The 18,539-nt window shown below is 69.8% G+C and carries 19 protein-coding genes and 1 tRNA gene; 13 read left to right on the plus strand and 7 right to left on the minus strand.

Features of this window, described 5'->3' with window-relative positions:
- Positions 1-12: 12 nt before the first annotated feature.
- The 3 genes from NO998_RS00950 (at position 13) to NO998_RS00960 (ending at position 2,159) form a co-directional block, all read left to right on the plus strand.
- Positions 13-507, plus strand: a complete 495-nt coding sequence (locus NO998_RS00950) for a DUF7519 family protein (protein WP_267645114.1) — start codon at positions 13-15, stop codon at positions 505-507.
- A gap of 41 nt (positions 508-548) precedes the next feature.
- Positions 549-633: transfer RNA gene (locus NO998_RS00955), tRNA-Ser, on the plus strand.
- A 419-nt stretch (positions 634-1,052) separates the two neighbouring features.
- Positions 1,053-2,159: an ABC transporter substrate-binding protein gene (locus NO998_RS00960; RefSeq protein ID WP_267645115.1), complete on the plus strand. Its 1,107-nt coding sequence runs from the start codon at positions 1,053-1,055 to the stop codon at positions 2,157-2,159.
- Here NO998_RS00960 and NO998_RS00965 read toward each other — a convergent pair.
- Positions 2,156-2,713: a DUF8102 family protein gene (locus tag NO998_RS00965; protein ID WP_267645116.1), complete on the minus strand. Its 558-nt coding sequence runs from the start codon at positions 2,711-2,713 to the stop codon at positions 2,156-2,158. The genes NO998_RS00960 and NO998_RS00965 overlap by 4 nt on opposite strands.
- Before the next feature lie 113 nt (positions 2,714-2,826).
- Between NO998_RS00965 and NO998_RS00970 the strand changes: the two genes are divergently transcribed.
- From NO998_RS00970 to NO998_RS00980, 3 genes are all read left to right on the plus strand, one after another.
- Positions 2,827-3,615: a DNA polymerase sliding clamp gene (locus NO998_RS00970; protein ID WP_267645117.1), complete on the plus strand. Its 789-nt coding sequence runs from the start codon at positions 2,827-2,829 to the stop codon at positions 3,613-3,615.
- Between the two features lie 65 nt (positions 3,616-3,680).
- A complete protein-coding gene (locus NO998_RS00975; protein WP_267645118.1) occupies positions 3,681-3,917 on the plus strand; it encodes a hypothetical protein in 237 nt (78 codons plus the stop codon).
- A gap of 19 nt (positions 3,918-3,936) precedes the next feature.
- On the plus strand, positions 3,937-5,481 hold the full coding sequence (locus tag NO998_RS00980; protein ID WP_267645119.1) for a TrkH family potassium uptake protein: 1,545 nt from the start codon (positions 3,937-3,939) through the stop codon (positions 5,479-5,481).
- A 4-nt stretch (positions 5,482-5,485) separates the two neighbouring features.
- On the opposite strand, the gene NO998_RS00985 is transcribed toward NO998_RS00980, so the two are convergent.
- From NO998_RS00985 to NO998_RS00995, 3 genes are all read right to left on the minus strand, one after another.
- A complete protein-coding gene (locus tag NO998_RS00985; protein WP_267645120.1) occupies positions 5,486-6,328 on the minus strand; it encodes a fructosamine kinase family protein in 843 nt (280 codons plus the stop codon).
- Positions 6,329-6,365: 37 nt separating this feature from the next.
- Complete coding sequence (locus NO998_RS00990; RefSeq protein ID WP_267645121.1) at positions 6,366-6,995, minus strand: HPP family protein; 630 nt, start codon at positions 6,993-6,995, stop codon at positions 6,366-6,368.
- Between the two features lie 79 nt (positions 6,996-7,074).
- Complete coding sequence (locus NO998_RS00995; RefSeq protein ID WP_267645122.1) at positions 7,075-7,842, minus strand: Nif3-like dinuclear metal center hexameric protein; 768 nt, start codon at positions 7,840-7,842, stop codon at positions 7,075-7,077.
- Between the two features lie 233 nt (positions 7,843-8,075).
- Between NO998_RS00995 and NO998_RS01000 the strand changes: the two genes are divergently transcribed.
- From NO998_RS01000 to NO998_RS01015, 4 genes are read left to right on the plus strand one after another with little or no spacing between them, the layout of a single operon-like run.
- Positions 8,076-8,624 carry a nitrous oxide reductase accessory protein NosL gene (locus NO998_RS01000; protein ID WP_267645123.1) on the plus strand — a complete coding sequence of 183 codons (549 nt, stop codon included), beginning with the start codon at positions 8,076-8,078 and terminating at the stop codon, positions 8,622-8,624.
- A 1-nt stretch (position 8,625) separates the two neighbouring features.
- Positions 8,626-10,566 (plus strand): NosD domain-containing protein, encoded by a 1,941-nt coding sequence (locus NO998_RS01005; RefSeq protein WP_267645124.1) that lies wholly within the window; start codon positions 8,626-8,628, stop codon positions 10,564-10,566.
- Positions 10,563-11,300 (plus strand): ABC transporter ATP-binding protein, encoded by a 738-nt coding sequence (locus NO998_RS01010; protein ID WP_267645125.1) that lies wholly within the window; start codon positions 10,563-10,565, stop codon positions 11,298-11,300. Before NO998_RS01005 ends, NO998_RS01010 begins: the two co-directional genes overlap by 4 nt.
- Positions 11,300-12,124 carry an ABC transporter permease subunit gene (locus tag NO998_RS01015; protein ID WP_267645126.1) on the plus strand — a complete coding sequence of 275 codons (825 nt, stop codon included), beginning with the start codon at positions 11,300-11,302 and terminating at the stop codon, positions 12,122-12,124. Before NO998_RS01010 ends, NO998_RS01015 begins: the two co-directional genes overlap by 1 nt.
- 23 nt (positions 12,125-12,147) lie before the next feature.
- Here NO998_RS01015 and NO998_RS01020 read toward each other — a convergent pair whose 3' ends face one another.
- From NO998_RS01020 to NO998_RS01030, 3 genes are all read right to left on the minus strand, one after another.
- The gene (locus NO998_RS01020; protein ID WP_267645127.1) at positions 12,148-13,491 is read right to left on the minus strand and encodes an ATP-binding protein; all 1,344 of its coding nucleotides are present in this window, start codon (positions 13,489-13,491) and stop codon (positions 12,148-12,150) included.
- 72 nt (positions 13,492-13,563) lie between these two features.
- Entirely contained in the window at positions 13,564-13,863 is a 300-nt protein-coding gene (locus NO998_RS01025) for a hypothetical protein (protein WP_267645128.1), read from the minus strand.
- A 69-nt stretch (positions 13,864-13,932) separates the two neighbouring features.
- Positions 13,933-15,705 carry a flippase activity-associated protein Agl23 gene (locus NO998_RS01030; RefSeq protein ID WP_267645129.1) on the minus strand — a complete coding sequence of 591 codons (1,773 nt, stop codon included), beginning with the start codon at positions 15,703-15,705 and terminating at the stop codon, positions 13,933-13,935.
- 114 nt (positions 15,706-15,819) lie between these two features.
- Here NO998_RS01030 and NO998_RS01035 point away from each other — a divergent pair, with 114 nt between their 5' ends.
- The 3 genes from NO998_RS01035 (at position 15,820) to NO998_RS01045 (ending at position 18,470) form a co-directional block, all read left to right on the plus strand.
- Positions 15,820-16,956 carry a thiolase family protein gene (locus NO998_RS01035; protein ID WP_267645130.1) on the plus strand — a complete coding sequence of 379 codons (1,137 nt, stop codon included), beginning with the start codon at positions 15,820-15,822 and terminating at the stop codon, positions 16,954-16,956.
- A gap of 80 nt (positions 16,957-17,036) precedes the next feature.
- The gene (locus NO998_RS01040) at positions 17,037-17,504 is read left to right on the plus strand and encodes a hypothetical protein (protein ID WP_267645131.1); all 468 of its coding nucleotides are present in this window, start codon (positions 17,037-17,039) and stop codon (positions 17,502-17,504) included.
- Between the two features lie 60 nt (positions 17,505-17,564).
- Entirely contained in the window at positions 17,565-18,470 is a 906-nt protein-coding gene (locus NO998_RS01045) for an MBL fold metallo-hydrolase (RefSeq protein WP_267645132.1), read from the plus strand.
- The last annotated feature ends 69 nt before the right edge of the window (positions 18,471-18,539 follow it).

Below are 18,539 nucleotides of genomic sequence, written 5' to 3' on the forward strand. Positions count from 1 at the left end.
GAGGTGGCGTCGATGAGTGAGATCACCCGTCAGCCCTCCCGATTCGGCATGGTGGTCGCGGCCGGCTTCGCCCTGCTCGCCGTCGCGGCCACGGCGGTCGTCGAACTCGGCGGCGCCGCGGCCGTCGCCGCCGGCACCGCCGTGTTGCTCGTCGGGCTGGTGGTCCCGTCGCGGCGGCTACTCACCAACGGCGTCGGCGTCATGCTGCTCGGCGTGCTGTACGCGGGCTACACGGGCGCCCCGGCGTTCCCCCTGCTCGTCGGCGCCCTCGGCGCCGTGCTCGCGTGGGATACCGCCAGCAACGCGGTCTCGGTCGGCGAACAGTTGGGTCGGGAGAGCCCGACGATGCGCGGCGAGGCGGTCCACGCGGCCGGTTCGTTCGTGGTCGGCAGCCTCGCCGTCGCCGTCGGCTACGGGGTGTTCCTCGCCGCCGCCGGCGGGCAGCCGATCGCGGCCGTCTTCCTGCTCGTGGTCGGCGCCGTCGCGCTGGTGACCGCGCTGCGGTGAACCGTAACCGATTAACCGAAGCCCCCCGGAGAGAGGAGTGAGCCGAGGTAGCCTAGCCTGGCCAAGGCGGTAGATTCGAAATCTACTGTCCTCACGGACTCGAGGGTTCAAATCCCTCCCTCGGCGTTTTCACCGTAGACAACGCGCCCAGCCCGGAGCGTCGGCTCCGGGCACGGCGCTGTACGGTGTGGTAGCTGACCGGTGGGATCTGGACCAGGGAGTGACGCGAGCGCCAGCGAGCGGAACGACCGTGGTTCAACATCCCTCCCTCGGCGTTTCTGAAGCACAACGTCGGCTAGCGCCGCGTCCCGTCGCGGCGCGTCGTCGACCGTGCTGAATCGGAGCCGATAGCGGGATTTGTACCAAGGAACGAGCAACAGCGAGCGGAACGCCTGTGGGTCAACCGCTCGCTCGGCATTTCTACAGTACACCGGCGACCAGCGTCGTGCGTCGTCGACCCCACCGCGACCACGTCTCCCGTCCCCACGATTTCGGCCTACCTAAACTTCGGCACCCTTTTGTTTCCTTAGGTTGGCCTAAACCGTATGGATCGAGAGACCACCTCGACGCGGCGGAACTACTTGGCGAGCGGGGCGGCGCTGGTGGCCAGCGGGCTGCTTGCCGGCTGTGCCGGCGGCGACGGCACCGAGGCCGAGAGCGGCGGCGGTAGCTACACCGCCTCCATCGAACCGGTGGGCGATGTCGAGTTCGACGGCGTCCCCGAGACGTGGGTCGCCAACAACGGTAGTTGGGCTGACATGGGGGTTGCGCTCGGCCAGTCGCCGCCGGAGGCGCTCTGGCTCACCAGCCGCTACCACACGCAGTACTACGACGAGATCGACGGCGTCTCCGTCGACACCAGCGGGATGACGGACCTATACAGCGACGGCGTGGACAAGGAGCTGTTCTACGAACTCGGCGCCGACGTGCACGTCATCGACCCGAACTTCCTGCTCAACCGCTTCAGCGGCTGGGCGCAGGACGACGTCGACGAGATCGAGGCGCAGGTCGGCCCGTTCTTCGGCAACAGCATCTTCTCGCGGGGCTACGGCTGGCACGAGGACTACCAGTACTACAGCCTCTACGAGGCCTTCGAGAAGCTCGCGGAAGTGTTCCAGGAGACCGAGCGCTACGAGGCCTTCACCGAACTCCACACCGAGTTCCAGTCGAACGTCGAGGGCGTCGTCCCCGCCGAAACCCCCTCCGCGGCCGTCGTCTGGGCCGCCGGCAACGAGCCCGAGTCGTTCTCGCCGTACCTCATCGGCGAGGGGACGAGCTTCAAGCACCTCCGCGAACTCGGCGTCGAGGACGCCTTCGCCGACACGGAGGTCCGTGACTTCCACAGCGACCGCAGCAGCGTCGACTACGAGACGCTGCTCGAGGTCGACCCCGACGTGCTGCTCTGCCGGGGCCACGAGGCCCAGAGCGCCGAGGAGTTCCAGAACACCGTCGTCTCGTTCATGGAGAACCACGACGTGGCCAGCGACCTGACCGCCGTGAAGAACGGCGACGTGTACCGCGGCGGCCCGCTCTACCAGGGACCGATCACGAACATGGTCGTCACTCAGCGCATGGCCGCGGACCTCTACGACGTCGAGGAGGACCTCTACGACGGCGGCCGCGTCGCCGACATCGTCGACGGCGACATCTAGAACTCCGTCACCTTCGACTGGATCCGGCCGTCGTCGACCGTCTCGTCGTCGGCGACGTGGCGGGCCAGTCGCTCCCGGCTCACGTCGTCGTGGCCGTGGAGGTACGCCAACTCCGTCAGCGATAGCCCCTCGCCTTCTTCCAGTTTGTGCAGCAGGCTCTCGGGGCTCAGCCGTTCGTAGGTCACGTCCAGGTCGACCGTGGCCGCCCGGCCCTCGCCGGCTTCGGCGACGTTGACCGCCTCGTGGAGCACCGACTCGAAGTCGAGGTCGGTGTCACCGATCCCGCGGTAGAGCAGCGCTTGAGCCGACACCAGCGCGTCGAACGCCTCGTGGCCGTCGAGGGCCCCCACGCGCTTCCCGAACACCAACTCCCGGTCGTGGTCCTCCAGCCCCTCGACCAGTAGCTCGAAGTCCCGAACCGACTCGAACAGCCGATCACGGATGCGTGCCCGGGCGTTCCGTTCGGACTGCACGCTTGAGAACTCCGTCTCCCCGCGCAGGTACGCGCGGTCGGCCTCGGTCAGGATGCCGCGCTCCCGGTCGCCGCCGTTCATACTCCGAAACAAGGTATGATGGTCGTTAAAGGTGGCGTTCAATACTCCACATTAGGTTATCTACCGAAATGCTGTGAAAAACGCTTATCCGATATCCGGTCAACCACCTGACTATGCAAGCCGTCTCCCCTACCGTTTCGCTTCCGCAGGACCCTGCTGTCGACGCGACCATCGACGCCGACCGCCTCGACGCGTCGCTGGCCGTCGTCGGGGCGCTCGTCGACGAGTGCCGCGTCGAACTGGCTCCCGAGGGGCTGCGCGTTCGCGCCGTCGACCCCGCGAGCGTCGCCGCCGTCTCGCTCGACCTCCCGGCCGATGCGTTCGAGGCGTACTCGGCCGCCGGCGAGACCGTGGGCGTCGACGCCGCCCGGTTCGCCGAGGTGGTTGGTCTCGCGGACCCCGGCGACTCGGTGCGACTCGTCCTCGACGCAGAGCGCCGTCGGCTCCACGTGTTGGTCGGCGAACTCGCCTACACGTTGGGGCTGATCGACCCCGAGGCGATCCGCGCGCCGCTGGACCCGGCGGAGATGGAGTACGACTGTCCCGCCTCGCTGACGATCGAGGGCCGGGACGTGTCACGCCTCGTCGACGCCGCCGACATGGTGTCGAACCACGTCCGACTGGGGACCGAGCCCGAACCGGCGGCGTTCTACGTCGAAGCCTCCGGCGACACCGACGACGTGGCGCTTTCGTTCGCCGGCGACGACCTCGCGGCGCTCTCGCCGGCCGACGCCGAGTCGCTGTTCAGCCTCGACTACCTCCGGGAGTTGGCTCGGCCAATCCCCGCCGACGCGTCGGTGGCGGTGGAGTTGGGAACCGAACAGCCGGTGACGCTCTCCTTCGAGGTCGGCGGCGCCGGCGAGGCGACGTTCCTCCTCTCGCCCCGTCGCACGGTCGCGTGAGCGCCGGGATGGCGGGGTGGTGCCGCCACGGGTGGTTTGATAGTCCCACCCCGAGAAGCAGGCGTATGAGCACCGAAGAGCCGACTGAGCGATGTTACTCCGAGATCGTCTCCCGGCTCGACGCCGAGGAGCGCGATACGGTCGCCGAGGCCGCGGCGCTGCTCGCCAGTACCGCCGACCGGATGGCCGTGATCGAGAGCGACGGGGACGCCGAGGGGATGGCAGTCGAACTCCGTCGGATCGCGGACGAGCAGGCCCGGATCGAGGAGATCGCGGTCTCGCCCGCCTCGGGCGCGAACTGAGCGGACGGATCGTCGCTCGATGCTCCCGAACGTCCGCACCTACGTCGAGTACCGCGTAAGCGTCGCCTACGTCGGCACCGTCCTGAAGTACATCGGCCTCGCCCCGTTGGTTCCGCTGCTCGCCGCGCTCTACTACGGCGAGAGCCCGGTTCCCTTCGTCGTCACGAGCGCCGTCATGCTCGCCGGAGGGCTGCTGTTCGAGTTCCTCGGCACCGACGGCGAGTTGAATCGGCGCGAGGCGTTCCTGCTCGTCAGCCTCGCGTGGCTGGTCGTCCCCGTCGCCGGGGCCGTGCCGTACCTCGTCGCCGGCACCGGCACCGTCGCCAGCCCCGTCAACGCCCTGTTCGAGAGCATGAGCGGCTTCACCACCACCGGTGCGACCGTCCTCGGTCGGATCTCCGTCGAGCGCCACGGCCACGCGATGTTGCTCTGGCGTCAGCTCACCCAGTGGCTCGGCGGCATGGGGATCCTCGTCCTGATGGTGGCGATCCTCCCGAAGATGTCCGTCGGGGGCGCACAGGTCGTCAACCAGGAGGCGCCGGGTATCTCGCTGGAGAAACTCACGCCGCGCATCCAGGAGACCGCTCGCGCCCTCTGGGGCATCTACGTGGGCTTCACCGCCCTCGCGGCGCTGGTCTACTACCTGTTGTTCCACCTCGGCGCGGCGCCGAACATGGACCTCTACAACGCCGTTGCCCACGCGCTCACTACGCTCCCGACCGGCGGCTTCTCGCCGGAACCCCGCAGCGCCGAGGCGTTCACGCCGGCGATCCAGTGGGCGATGATGCCGTTCATGCTCGTCGCGGGGACGAACTTCGCGCTGTTCTGGCACGTCCTCCGCGGGGAGCCGCGCCACCTCACCGACAACGCCGAGTTCCGCACCTACCTGCTCGCTATCGCCGGGTTCGGCGCCGTCGTCTCGGCAGTGCTGTTCGCCGGTGTCGGGATCGCCGAGACGCCGTCGAACGTCGGCGCCATCGCCGGCAACGTCGAGGACTCGCTCCGACAGGGGCTGTTCCAAGTGATCGCGGTCGTCACCACCACCGGCTACGCCAGCATGGACCTCAACACGTGGGACGCCTCCGCCCAGACGATCCTGCTGTTCGCGTACTTCCTCGGCGGCTCGGCCGGGTCCGCGGCCGGTTCGGTGAAGATCGTCCGCTGGCTGCTCGCGGCCAAGGCGACCGGCCGCTCGCTGTTCGTCGCCGCCCATCCCGACGCCGTCCGGCCGATCCGACTCAACGACGAGGTCATCGACGAGGACACGATCCGCGAGGTGTTCGTCTTCGTGACGCTCTTTGCGGTCCTGTTCGCGCTCTCGACGATCCTGCTCTACCTCGACAGCGTCCGGACCGGCCTCTCGCTGTCGGGGCTGGAAGCCACGAGCGCCGCCATCGCCACGCTGGGCAACGTCGGCCCGGGCTACGGCGTCGTCGGCCCGATGAACAGCTTCCTGCCGTTCTCGACCGCCTCGAAGCTGTACATGACGTTCCTCATGTGGATCGGCCGGCTGGAGATCCTCTCGGTGTTCGTGCTGTTCACCCCGGCGTTCTGGACGCGCTGAGGGCTCAGTACCCGATTTCCGTCAACGTCTCCCGGGTCGGGTCGAGGTACTCCTCGCCGAAGTGCCGCAGGTGCACCAACAGCGGCAGCAGTCGGTAGATCGGTCGCCGCCCCGCCACGCCCGCCGGCAGCCCCGTCCGCTCGCGGTAGCGCTCGAAGAACGCGTCGCCGCCGACGCCGGTCCACTTCACGTAGGCCAACTCGACCTCCGGGTCGGCGTAGTAGCAGGCCGGGTCGAGGAACGCCCGCACCCGCTCGCCGTCGGTCACGAGGTTCTCCGTCCACACGTCGCCGTGGATCAGCGACGGGTCGGGGTCGTGATCGAGCAGCGCCGGCAGGTCGTCGATCAGCGACCCGATGCGCTCGGCGTCGGCGGCGGGGAGCAGGTCCTCAGCCCGTGCGCGCTCGGCCATGTGCCCGAGTCGGTGCTCGCCGAAGAACGTCGGCCAGTCCGCCTCCCGGGGGTTCGGCAGCGGAAGCTTCCCCGAGAGCGTGTCGGACGGGAAGCCGAACGTCGGCGCTCCCTCGGCGTGCAGCGCGGCCAGTCGGTCGGCCAGATCCCGTTCGACGCTCGGCGTGACCGTCGAGTCGCCGTCGACGAACGCGATCAGCAGCAGGTCCTCGCTGGCGGAGTACACCTCGGGCACCGTCAGCCCGTGCTCGGCGAGGTGTCGGAGCATCTCCGCCTCGGTCCGGAGGTCCGTGCCGGCGGTCTTGGCGACGACCCGCCGGCCGTCCGCGAGGTCGACGCGGTGGACGCTCCCGACCTCGCCGCCGTCGAGTTCGACGGCGTCGACGACCGCCGCGTCGGCCCACGACTCGACGGACCCGCGCGTGGCGCTGTTCATGGGTGAGCCAACACCGATGGGGGGAAAACGGCACCGCTCAGCGCTCGAAGACGAACTCGCCCGTCTCGCTCGGCGCCCCTCCCCCATCGTCGCCGAGACCATGCTCGCCGGCCCCGCCGGGCCCGTACTCGTCGTCGTGGACGACTGCCCGCCAGAGCGCGAACGCGACCGCGACCGTCCCGGAGCCGAGGAAGACGTTCAACACGTAGACCTGCGGGGCGACGCCGGCGAACGGCAGCAGCAGCCCCACCGCCAGCGCGGGGGCGATCTCGGTGTCGAACAGGTAGAGGAACCCGCCCGCCAGCAGCACCGTCAGGCCGGCCGTGATCGGGTCGACCTGAAACGACCCCTGCGGGACGCTCCCGACCGCCCGCGCGAGGTTCTGTGCCGCCGCGCCGCTGAGCGCGCCGACGGTCAGGGTGACCGGCACCTGCCAAGGGAAGTTCACCGGCTGCCTCGGGTGGGCAAAGAGGTTGTACGTCGCCGCCGCCAGCGGCGGGAAGAAGACGAAAGAGAGCCAGTCGTACTCGACGGCGACCCACGAGACGGCGGCGATCACCGGCGCGATCAGGAGCACCGCGACGAGCGACTCCCGGCGCTCGGTGCGGAACACCTTCCGGCGGAGGACCCGGCTTTCGAGTGCCAATCGCTCGCGGAGCCGACCCATTCGCTCGACCAACGTACGACTGACGGATAAAGGCCACAGGCGGCGGCCGTCGCCCGCGGCTGGTTCGGCGCCCGGTCGCTCAGAGTCCGGTCGGATGGTCGACGTACGTCGTCTCGACGCCCCAGTCCTCGACGAGCGCCTGGAGCGACCGAACGCCGAACGTCTCGGTCGCGTAGTGGCCGGCCAGCAGGACGTTGATGCCGGCCTCGCGAGCCTCGTGGTAGACCTGCTGTTTCCCCTCGCCGGTGAGCAGCGCGTCGGCGCCGGCGTCGACGGCCTCGTCGATCCAGTCGACGCCGCTGCCGGTCAGGACCGCCACACGTTCGACCTCTTCGGGCCCGAACGCGAGCGTCTGGACCCCCTCGCCGCCCGTGTCGAGTTCGTCGGCCAGCAGCTCGGCCAGCGTGCCGACACGGATCGGCTCGTCGCGCTCGCCGAGCAGGCCGGCCGTCTCCGGGCCGACTTCGCCGAAGGACTCCCGGGCGGCGAGGTCCAGCAGGTCGGCGAGCCCCGCGGCGTTCCCGAGCGTCGGGTGGCCGTCGAGGGGGAGGTGGGAGACGTAGAGCGCCACGTCGTTCCGGATCAGGGGGGCGATCCGGCCCAACTCCCGGCCGGTCACGCGCTCGATCCCGCCCCAGACGAGGCCGTGGTGGGCGACGAGTACGTCGGCGCCGGCCTCGACGGCGGCCTCGATGGTCGCCTCGGCGGCGTCGACGGCGAACGCGACGCGCTCGAGTTCGCCCTCGCGGCTGCCGACCTGCAGGCCGTTCGGGCTGGCGTCCACGTCGGCGTACGCGTCGGTACGCAGTTCCTCGTCGAGTCGGTCGAAAAGGGTCGCACGGTCCATGCGGGCCCGATGGGCTGCCGAGGCTTTGTACCCCCCGACTCCGAACGGCGTTCGACTGTCGCACCAATACGCCTTTTCGGCGGTACGCCCTACTTTCGACCGTACTCGGGGCGGCGCCCCGTCGTCGACGCGACCGGCCGTTACCGGGACACCCACCCATGCCAGCAAACTCGCGCGACTGTGGCCGTGTGGATCGTTCGGACCCAGAACCGGCAGACGCTGCCGGCCGGCGGTTGTCACGTCGGCACGTCGTCGCGACCGCTGCCGGACTCACCGCTGGGCTCGCCGGCTGCCTCGGCGGCGACGGGGGCGACCCGCCCGCAGCAGTCTCGCTGAGCGAGGACGCCACCTGTGACGTCTGCGGGATGGTGATCTCTCAACACCCCGGGCCGACCGCGGAGGTCTTCTACGCCGACCAGCGTCCGGCGGGACACGACAACCCCGCCCGGTTCGACAGCACGTGGGAGTCGTTCCAGTTCGACTTCGAACACGAAGACTGGGACCGTCAGGCGTTCTACGTCACCGACTACAGCGCGGTCGACTACGAGATCCGAACCGACGGCGACCAGCAGGTCATCTCGACGCACTACGACGCGTCGTCGTTCGTCGATGCGACGGGAGTGACGTTCGTCGCCGGGTCGTCCGTGGTCGGGGCGATGGGGGAGGACCTGATCGCCTTCTCGACGCCGGCCGACGCCGAGGCGTTCCAGGGCGAGTACGGCGGCGACATCGTCGAGTTCGGGGACGTCTCGCCAGAACTCCTCTCGACGCTCGGGAACTGAGATGCCGGCGCGGACCCTCCCGCTGACGGCGTTCGTGGTCGTCTCCGTCGTCGTGATGCTCGGGCTCAGCGCCACGCTCGTCGTCCCCGTCGGCGCCGCCGGCGACGTCGACCCCGTCCCGTTCGACGACACGTTCACTCTCGGCCTCACCGACGAGACGATCCGGAAGGTCGACCAGCGCGGGCTCTCGGTCCCCCGTGTCGAGATGTACTACTCGGCGTACGAATACGTGGTCGGCTTCTACAGCATCGGCTCGTACGTCGCCGAACAGGGCCGAACCGGCCACGAGCGACGGTTCGGGAAGCCGGTCGCGGCGTTCGTCTCGGACTACGCCGGCGTGAACGCCTCGCTCACGACTGAAGGCTATCTGACCGCCGACGGTACGGTGGAGTTCGTCCCGGCCGAGGAGACAGTCGTCGTCGTTGGAAGCCGCGCCAGGCTTCCGAGCGGGCCCGTCGCGGTCCCGTTCAGTAACCGCGACGCCGCAGCCTCGTTCGTCGACGACTACGGCGGCGAGATCGTCCCGTGGGCGGCAGTCGAGGAGGCGGTCCCCGCCCGCGAACCGGCGTCGGCCTCGACACTCCAGAGTGCGGTCGAGAACCGATCGTCGTGGGCTAACCGAACCGTCGCGGCGGTAACTGACCGCGACGAGCGGCCCACCTCGGTCGTCGTCGGGGAGGACGAAGCGACCCTCGACGAGGCCGTCGCAGCAGCCCCGCCGAACACGACCGTCGAACTCCCACCCGGCACCTACCACACCGACGGCCTGACGGTGAACAAGTCGCTGACGATCGCCGGCGCCGGCAACGCGACGACGATCAGCGGCAACGGCAACGGCACGGTCCTGACGCTTGCGGGGTCAGGCACCACCGTGACCGACCTCCGGATCGACGGGGTCGGCGACGTCGGGAGTCGCCGGAGCATGCTCAACGCCTCACAGCTCGCGGGGCTCGGCTGGTCGAAGAACGTCGAACTCGCGTACGGCCGGGGTGACGCCGCGATCCGACTGATCGGTGCCGACCGTTCGCTCATCGAGAACGTCTCGATCGAGACGCCAGCCTCCGGCATCGTCGTCCTCGACAGCGGGGGAACCGTGGTTCGATCGTCGACAGTCGCCGTCGCCCCCGGGGACCAGGGGGGCTTCATGGGTCTGGTCGCGATGTACGACGCGATCGTCGTCGAGGACAGTCGTTTCAGCGGCGGCCGCGACGGCGTCTACACCCACCGTGCCGACGGGATCGTCGTCCGGGACAACGTCTTCGGCGACAGCCGGTTCGGCATCCACGCGATGTACACCTCCGACTCGCTGCTCTCCAACAACACCGCTCGCGACACGAACGCGGGCATCTTCATGATGACGCGACCGTCGGGCAACCTCGTCGTCGGCAACGACGTGCGCGACTCCCGCGTCGGCATCTCGACGTCGGGGACACGCTCGTACTTCGCCGGGAACGTCCTCGCCGACAACGGCAACGGCTTCAACGTCTACAGCTCCCAGTCGCTGTACACGCACAACACGATCGTCGGAAACAACGTCGGCCTCCGGGCCGGCGACGCCCTCGCTACCAACCTCGTGACCACGAACGATATCGTCGAGAACGAGCAGGGGGCGACGGCTCGCGTCGGCCCGCTGCGGGTCTGGACCGTCGGCGACCGGGGGAACTACTGGGGGCCGGTCCCCGGGACCGACACCGACGGTGACGGCCACTACGACCGAGCGTTCCGCCCGACCGGCCCGGTCGACGCGCACGTCCAGTCGACGCCGGGGGCGTGGACCCTCGCACGCTCACCCGCCGTCGACCTTGTCAGAACCGTACAGGAGACGGTCCCGGGACTTCGCGCCACCGGCGTCGTCGATCTGACTCCCAGAACTACCCCGGCCCGGCCGGACGTCCTCGCCGACCTCCGTGATTCGGGTAACACGACGGAGGTGGCCGAATGAGCGACCCCGTCCTCGGACTCGAGGGAGCGTCGCTCTCCTTCGGCGACGTGACGGTGCTCGACGACGCGAGCGTCGCCCTCGACGGTGGAACGTTCGTCGCCCTCGTGGGGCCGAACGGTTCCGGGAAGACGACCACGTTGGAACTGTTCGCCGGCCTCCGAGCCCTCGACGCCGGCACGGTGACGCGGCCGACGGGGACTGGCCGAACCGTGGCGTACCTCCCGCAGTCGCCGCGGTTCCGCCCCGGGTTCACCGCCCGTGAGGTGGTCGAGTTCTACGGCTCACTGATCGGGAACGACGTCGACGCCGACGCGCTACTCGCCCGAGTCGGGCTGTCGGGTGCCGCCGATCGGCGCGTCGACGACCTCTCCGGCGGGATGACGCGGCTGTTGGGGCTCGCACAGGCGTTGATCGGCGATCCGCCAGTCGTCGTTCTCGACGAGCCGACCAGCGGGCTCGACCCGGACGTTGCCGACCACATCTTCGAGGCCGCGGCGGCGATGGCCGCCGACGGCCGGCTCGTGCTCACCACCAGCCACGACCTCGACGCCGTCTCGCGGTACACCGACCGGGTACTCCTGATCGCGAACGGTGCGTTCGTCCTCGACGGCTCGCCGGCGGCACTGCTCGAACAGACCGCGGAGAAGAGCCTCCGTGACGTGTTCTCGGCGACAGTCGCGGGCACCGGCCGCGAGGCAGTCACCGTCGACCTGGACGACGGGGGTGAGGCGTGATGCGTGTTCGTCCCGTCTCTGTCGTCGCGGGTCGGGAGGTCCGGACGCTACTCCGGAACCGGGCGCTGCTGGCGGTCGCGGCGGCGTTCACCGTCGTCGTGGTCGGGCTCGGCGGCGCATCGATGGGCTCGCCCGGCGGCTACGTCTCGTTGACCTACGACCTGCTGTTGCCGGTCGAACTGCTCGTTCCTGTGGTCGCCTTCGCCGTTGGCTTCCAGTCGATTCGCGGTGACGAGGAGCGGGGGACGCTGTCCATCCTCCGGACCTACTCGGTCTCCCGAGCCGAGTACGTCCTCGGCGTGTTCCTCGGTCGGGCGCTCCCCGCGTTCGTCACCGTCGTCGCTGCGCTGGGGGCCGCGGGGGTCGTCGCGAGCCTCGGGGCGCCGGAGACGTCGTCGTTCCTCGCGACACACTCCGCCGGCGACACGCCGCTGGTCTACGGCCGGTTCGTGCTGTTCGCCGGCTGGTACACCCTCGCGGCGGTCGCGTTCGTACTCGCGACCTCTGCGCTCGCCCGGACCAACCGGGAGGCGCTGGCGACGGCCGTGGGCGCTGTCGTGGTCGTGGCGTTCGTCACCGACCTCGTGCTCGTGGCGCTGCTCACGGCAGGGATCGTAGGCGACGGGATCGGCGCGCTGGCCGGCGTTGCGCCCGCGAGCGCGTTCCGTGGGTTGGTGCTCGAACTGGCGATCCGGCCGGCGCTGGCGATGACCTCCGGAGTCGCCACAGCGAACCCCGTGGTCAGCGCGTTCGGGCTCGTGTTCTGGACCGCCGCGGCGCTCACCGTCGCAGCAGTGGCAGTCTGGCGCCCGGTCGAGCGGTAGAAAAGACGGAGTCGGTACCGCGGTCAGTGGTCGTGGTCGTGGTCGTGATCGTGGTCGTGATCGTGGTCGTGCCCACCGTCGCCCGCGATGGCGGCACCCTCGCCGTCGATCATGTCCATGTTCTTGAGGTTGTCACGCTCCTCGAAGCCCTGCACGGCGTCCATCACGTCCTCCTGGGTCAGTTCGCGGCGACCCTCGGTGAGCGCCTGCAGGACGGCCTCCCGCAGCACCATCCGGAGGTCGGAGCCGGTCAGCCCCTCGGTCTCCTCGGCGACGGCGTCGGGGTCGAACTCGGCCATCTGCATGTCTCGGGTGACGATGCGGAGGATGTCCGAACGCATCTGCTGGTCGGGCTTGGGGAAGTTCACGACCTCGTCGAATCGGCGCCACGCGGCGGCGTCGAGCTGGTCGGGGTGGTTCGTCGCCGCAACCGTCAGCACCTCGTCGCGCACCAGCGAGATGTCGTCGATGCTCTTGAGCAGCGTGTTGACCGCCCGCTTGAGCGCGGCGTGCTCGTCGGACTTGCGGGTCTTGGCGACGGAGTCGAACTCGTCGATGAAGAGGATACACGGCGAGAGGCGCTTTGCGACCTCGAAGGTCTTCTCGACGTTCTTGGCCGTCTCGCCGAGGTACTGGCTCGTGACCATCGACAGCTTGACCTCGACGAACGGGAGGCCCAGTTCGTGGGCCAGCCCGCGGGAGATAGTGGTCTTCCCGGTGCCGGGTGGGCCGACGAAGAGGATCTTCCCGATCTCGCTCAGGCCGATGCTGGCGAGGTAGTCGCGGTTCTCGATCGCGGTGACGATCTTCTGGACCTCGTTGCTCTGGTCGTTGGTCAACACGAGGTCGTCGAGGGTGGTCTCGATCTCCTCGGGGGCGAGGATGTGGACCAGATCGAGCATCTCGGCGTCCTCCTCCTCGTCGAAGTACTCGTCGAGCAGGGAGTCGATCCAGACCCGGTCGGCCTGGATCGGCTGGTTGTCCGCGCGGGCCTCCTCGCGGGTGACGCTCACGCCGTCCTCGTCGCGGGCGGCGTAGGCGAGCGTGGGGTTCGAGGCCATCCGGTCGTCCTCGACGCGGTCGAGGAGCCACTCGAGGGCCATGTCGGGCTGGGTCAGCGAGATCTCGCCGGAGAACTCCGTGCGCTGGGTAAAGAGCAGATCCGAGACGGCGTCCCACGGGTGGTCGACGCCGGTAGCAGTTCGCGCACGGTCCTGCGTGACCGCGAGCGGGCGTTCGATCGACCCGTCGGACCAGAACACCTGCCGGAAGCGGGGCGGGAGGTCGCCCTCGTCCAGCTCTTCGTCCTCGGTGTAGGTGTGGGCAGTCACCAGGAACTCTACGACGTCGACGGCGGGCTCGCTCATCTCGGATAACTTGCCGGTCCAGTCGGTTAAGCGCGTCGGAACCCGGGATCGCTGGACGATTCGGGAGGTCGATCACCGACCCCGGAACGGCCGGTAGTGACGCACGATCGGCGCGAAGTACGCCACGATCCCCGTGTACACCTCGACGACGAACGCCGATGCGGTGACGACTCCGACGCCCAGCCACAGCCAGCGCGGCTCGTTCGGGAGCAGTTCCAACACGCCGATCGCGGCGATCCCCGCCGCCAGCGTCGGCCCCGCTACGCGGTGCACCCCTTCCCGATCGAGGCCGTGGCGGTAGTACGCGATCAGGGCACCGACGCCGATGACGACGTTCAACACGGCGCTTGCGGGATTACTCAGGAGCGCCATCGACGCCCCACGAACGACACTCGGCCATAGCTCACCGTTCGCCTCGATCCAACATTAATCTATCCGTTGTCAGGAACGGTTTCGCGGGGCCGTCGATCGCCCGTCGAGCCGCGATTCGTCGACGAACGCTACCACCGTCTGCTCGTGGTAGAGCCCGAGGTCGTAGGCCGTCCGCTCGTAGCCCCGGTCGGTCAGGATCGGGCCGGCCTCGTCGGCCGCCGACCCGTTCGCGAACACCACCGGCGGGAGCGACCCGCGTTCCCGGAGCACGTCCGGGTCGCGGCTGTACGACGACGGCGCGCCGGCGCGCTCGACGTACCAGGGCATCGGCAGCCGGCCGAGCCACCACCCGAGCCAGTTCGCGTCACCGGTGGGCTGGTGGTCGTCGAGCGACTCGTTTGGCAGGTAGTACTGGTCGCCGTAGTAGAGCACGCCGCCGTCGTCGGCCGCGTCGTCGACGACCGCCCGCATCGGCGCGAGGTCGTCGGCCGGCTGTGCCGACTGTGCGAGCACGTTCACGTACAGCGGCGGCGTCACCGACGAGGCCGCGAGCACCAGCGGGACGTGGACCGTCGAGAGTACCACCAGCCCGGCGAGCGCGTAGCGGGCGTAGCGCCGCCGGGCGTCGGCGTCCGGGGCCGCCGCCCGCCACGGCCGCTCACGGGCCAGCGCGACCCAGCCGACCGCGGAGACGGGGAACAGCGGCAGCGCGATGTGCACCGGAATCCACGGCGCGGGGATGTCCGTCGCCAGCGGGTAGCCCAGCGTAGCGGCAGCGCCCCACGCGGTCAGTGGGACCACGAGCGGGCGAGCACCGGCCCGAAGCTCCCGGGCGAACGCGTAGCCGGCGCCGACGACGACCGGCAGGGCGCCGACGAGCAGGTACGCCCAGAGACGCCCGGCGAAGCCGAGGTAGGCGTGGCTCCGCTCGCCGGCCCAGAGGCTCGCGGCGAACGTCTCCCACGTCCCGACGGTGGCGCGCTCGACCAGCGCGAGCCAGCCCACCTTCCCCGCCAGTGCGGCACCCAGCGAGGGGTCACCTGCGGGCCCGCGCGGGGCGAGGAAGAACGCGACGGGGACGAGGGCGACCAGCAGGGCCGGAGCCACGGCAGGGAGGTGACGGGCTGCCACTGTCCGGGCGCGCCCGAGAGACTCCCGGAGGGCCGTCGACGGTGACGCCCCGGTTCCAGAGCCGCCCCCGTCGCGCCACGGGAGCAGCACCGCAACCGCCGGCCAGCCAACGGCGACCGCCGCCGCACCCGCCGCACAGGCGGCGTACAGCAGCACGTTCTCCTTCGTCGGGATCGCGAGGCCGGCGAACAGCCCCGCGGCGACGACGTGGCGTCGGTGCCCGGTCGCGACCGCCCGGACCGCGAACCCCAGCGCGAACAGCGCGAACACGGCGAGGGGCACGTCCGAGCGCATGAACCGCGAGTAGTAGACCAGCCCCGGCGTGACCGCGAGCAGGAGCGCCAGCACGACGGTCTCGTCGTCGTCGAGGAGGGCGCCGTCGGTACTGGCTGCGGAGCGACGGAACAGCAGCGCCGACAGCGGCGCGAGGCCGCCGATCAGGGCGACCGGGAGCCGGGCCGTGAACGCCGTCGGTCCGAGGCGCTCGAACAGCGGCGCGGTCAGGATCGGTACCAGCGGGCCGTGGATTACGGGCCGGTAGGCGAAGCCGGCGCCGCGGGCGTACCGCAGCGTCCAGTAGCCGACGCGGGCTTCGTCCCAGTGCATCGATCGGTCGCCCAGCGCGACCACTCGGAGGAGGAGGGAGAGCGCAGTGAGCGCCAGCACGGCCGCGACGGGCCGGCGACGCGCCCAACGGGCGGGGTGGAGCACGGACTGAGGTGTTCGCCCGCCAGTAAGTGCTTTCCCTGTTACGGGTCCGACAACGCTCGACCACGGCCGCCGCGTTCGGTCGGATTTATCCCGGCGCCGGCCAACTCGGGGGGTATGTCGACACCAGTCGTCGTACACGCACGCCGGACCCCGCAGGGCAAGGAAGACGGCGTCTTCGCCGAGACCCGGAGCGAGGACCTCTCGGTCCCGCTGATCGAGGACGCGCTCGAGACCACCGGCGTCGACCCCGAGGACGTCGACGACCTCATGTGGGGCGTCGCCCAGCAGCGCGGCGAACAGGACAACAACGTCGCCCGCGTCATCGCGCTGCTGTCCTCGCTGGGCGAGGGGACGCCGGCGACGACGATCAACCGCTGGTGTGCCTCCTCGATGCAGGCGGTCATCTCCGCGGCCGACGCCGTCGCGGCGGGCAACCGCGACTGCATCGTCGCCGGCGGCGTCGAGAACATGAGCCGCGTCCCGATGGACGGCGACTCCTACCAGCAGCTCCACCCCGCGCTGACGGAGCAGTACAACCTCTTCCAGCTCCAGATGGGGATGACCGCCGAGAAGGTCGCCGAGGAGTACGACGTGAGCCGCGAGGCACAGGACGAATACGCCGCCAAGAGCCAGCAGCGCGCGGTCGAGGCCACCGAGTCGGGCCGCTTCGACGACGAGATCCTCCCCATCGAGACCGAGGACGGCGTCGTCTCCGAGGACGAGGGGATCCGACCGGGCACCACCGCCGAGAAGCTCTCGGGGCTCCCGCCGGCGTTCACCGGCGACGGCACCGTTACCGCCGGCAACTCCAGTCAGATCTCCGATGGGGCGTCGCTGGTGATGGTCACCTCCGAGGCGTTCGCCGACGAGCACGACCTCGATATCGTCGCCGAGATCGGTACCAACGAAGTCGTCGGCGTCGACCCGACGGTCATGGGGATCGGCCCGGTGCCGGCGACGAAGGGGCTGCTCGAACGCGCCGGCACCGACATCGAGGACTACGACCTCGTCGAACTGAACGAGGCGTTCGCCTCCCAGTGTGTCTACGCCCGCGACGAACTCGGCATCCCGGAGGACCAGTTCAACGTCAACGGCGGCGCCATCGCCATCGGTCACCCGCTCGGTGCGAGTGGCGCCCGGCTGCCCGTGACGCTGCTCCACGAGATGCAGAAGCGCGGCGACTCCCGCGGGCTGGCGACGCTCTGTGTCGGCTTCGGCCAGGGCGCGGCGATCGAGTTCCTGATGGAGTAAGGCCGGAACGGCACCGTTCTCGCGCTTTCGGTGGCCCCGCTCCCACCGGATTTACTACGGACCGCCGATCACCCCGAGCTATGCGCCGGGACCTGCGTCGACTGCTCGCCCAGCCGGCAGTGTTCGCGTTCCTCTACGGCGGGGCGTCGGTCGTCGTCGCCGTGATCGGTCTCGTCGACACCGCCGCGCGCGGCGCTGTCGTCGTCACCGCACTGCTCGTCGGCTCCTACGTCGCCGTCACCCGCGTGCTCCCTCTCCCCCACCCCGACCGACCGGTCCACATGACCCGCTACGACACGGTCGACGACGTGGTCGTCAACAACGACGCGAAGCTCGTGCTCTCGGCCGTGGTTCCGGTCGCGACGCTACTCCCGTTCCTGTTCCTCCCGGTATCGGTGTACGACGCCGTCGGTCTCGGCTTGGTCGGCCTCCTGCTCGTCGGAGCGTACCTGGCCGAGGCGTGGGCCGTCTTTCGACTCACGGCACAGTACCTTCCGCCGCACGCACCGCATCTCTTCGGTGACGACTACGAGCCGCCACTCGACTGATCGGGACACGTCTGCGCCCTATCCCTACCGTTTTTCTCCCGTCCGGCCCCCTACCGAGCCATGAGCATCGGCGACGTGTCCGCGGTCGAAGGCACTGACGACACCCACTACGTCGACACCGGGATGTACGGCACCGCCGAGTACGGCTCCGTCTACGTCATCGACGGCGACCGTACTGCCGTCGTCGACTCCGGCACGGGCGGCGACTACGACGCGATCGCTGGCGCGCTCGACGAACTCGGGATCGAGTCGCTGGACGCGGTGGTCCTCACGCACGTCCACCTCGACCACGCCGGCGGCGCCGGCCACCTGCTGCAGGACTACCCCGACGCCACCGCGTACATCCACGAGCGCGGCGCCCGGCACCTGACCGACCCCGAGCGACTCGTCGCCGGCACCAAAGACGCCGTCGGCGAGCAGTGGTCCTACTACGCCGAGCCGGTTCCGGCGCCCGAGGACCGTGTCGTCGGCCTCGCCGACGGCGACCGGATCGACCTCGGTGACCGAACCCTCACCGCTCACGAGGCGCCGGGCCACGCGCCCCACCAGCACGTCTTCCACGACCCCGACTCGGGGATCGTCTACACCGGCGACGCCGCCGGCCTCTACGTCCCCTCGGAGGACGCGATTCGGGAGACCAGCCCACCGCCGCAGTTCGACCTCGATCAGGCCCGCCGGGACGTGTCGACCATCGCTGACCTCGGCCCGGAAACCCTCGCGTTCGCCCACTTCGGCCCGCGGGAGTACGACGCCGACCTGCTGAACGGCTACAAGCGCACCCTAATGGAGTGGGTCGAGGCCGTCCGGCGCAAGCGCGCGGAACTTGAGGACGACGAGGCGGTGATCGAACACTTCGTCGCCCACGCTGACGAGTCGCCGGGCGCCGAGGCGTGGGGCGAGGAGAAGGCCGAGGCGGAGATGCGCCTGAACACGCGGGGCGTGCTGGCGTACTTGGACCGCTCGTAGGAATCAACCCGGAACAACACTCCGGACGTGTCCGGAACTTTATGGTCGTTCCCGACACACCCCGGGATT

Origin of the sequence: Halolamina litorea (assembly GCF_026616205.1) — an archaeon.
GTDB classification, from domain to species: domain Archaea; phylum Halobacteriota; class Halobacteria; order Halobacteriales; family Haloferacaceae; genus Halolamina; species Halolamina litorea.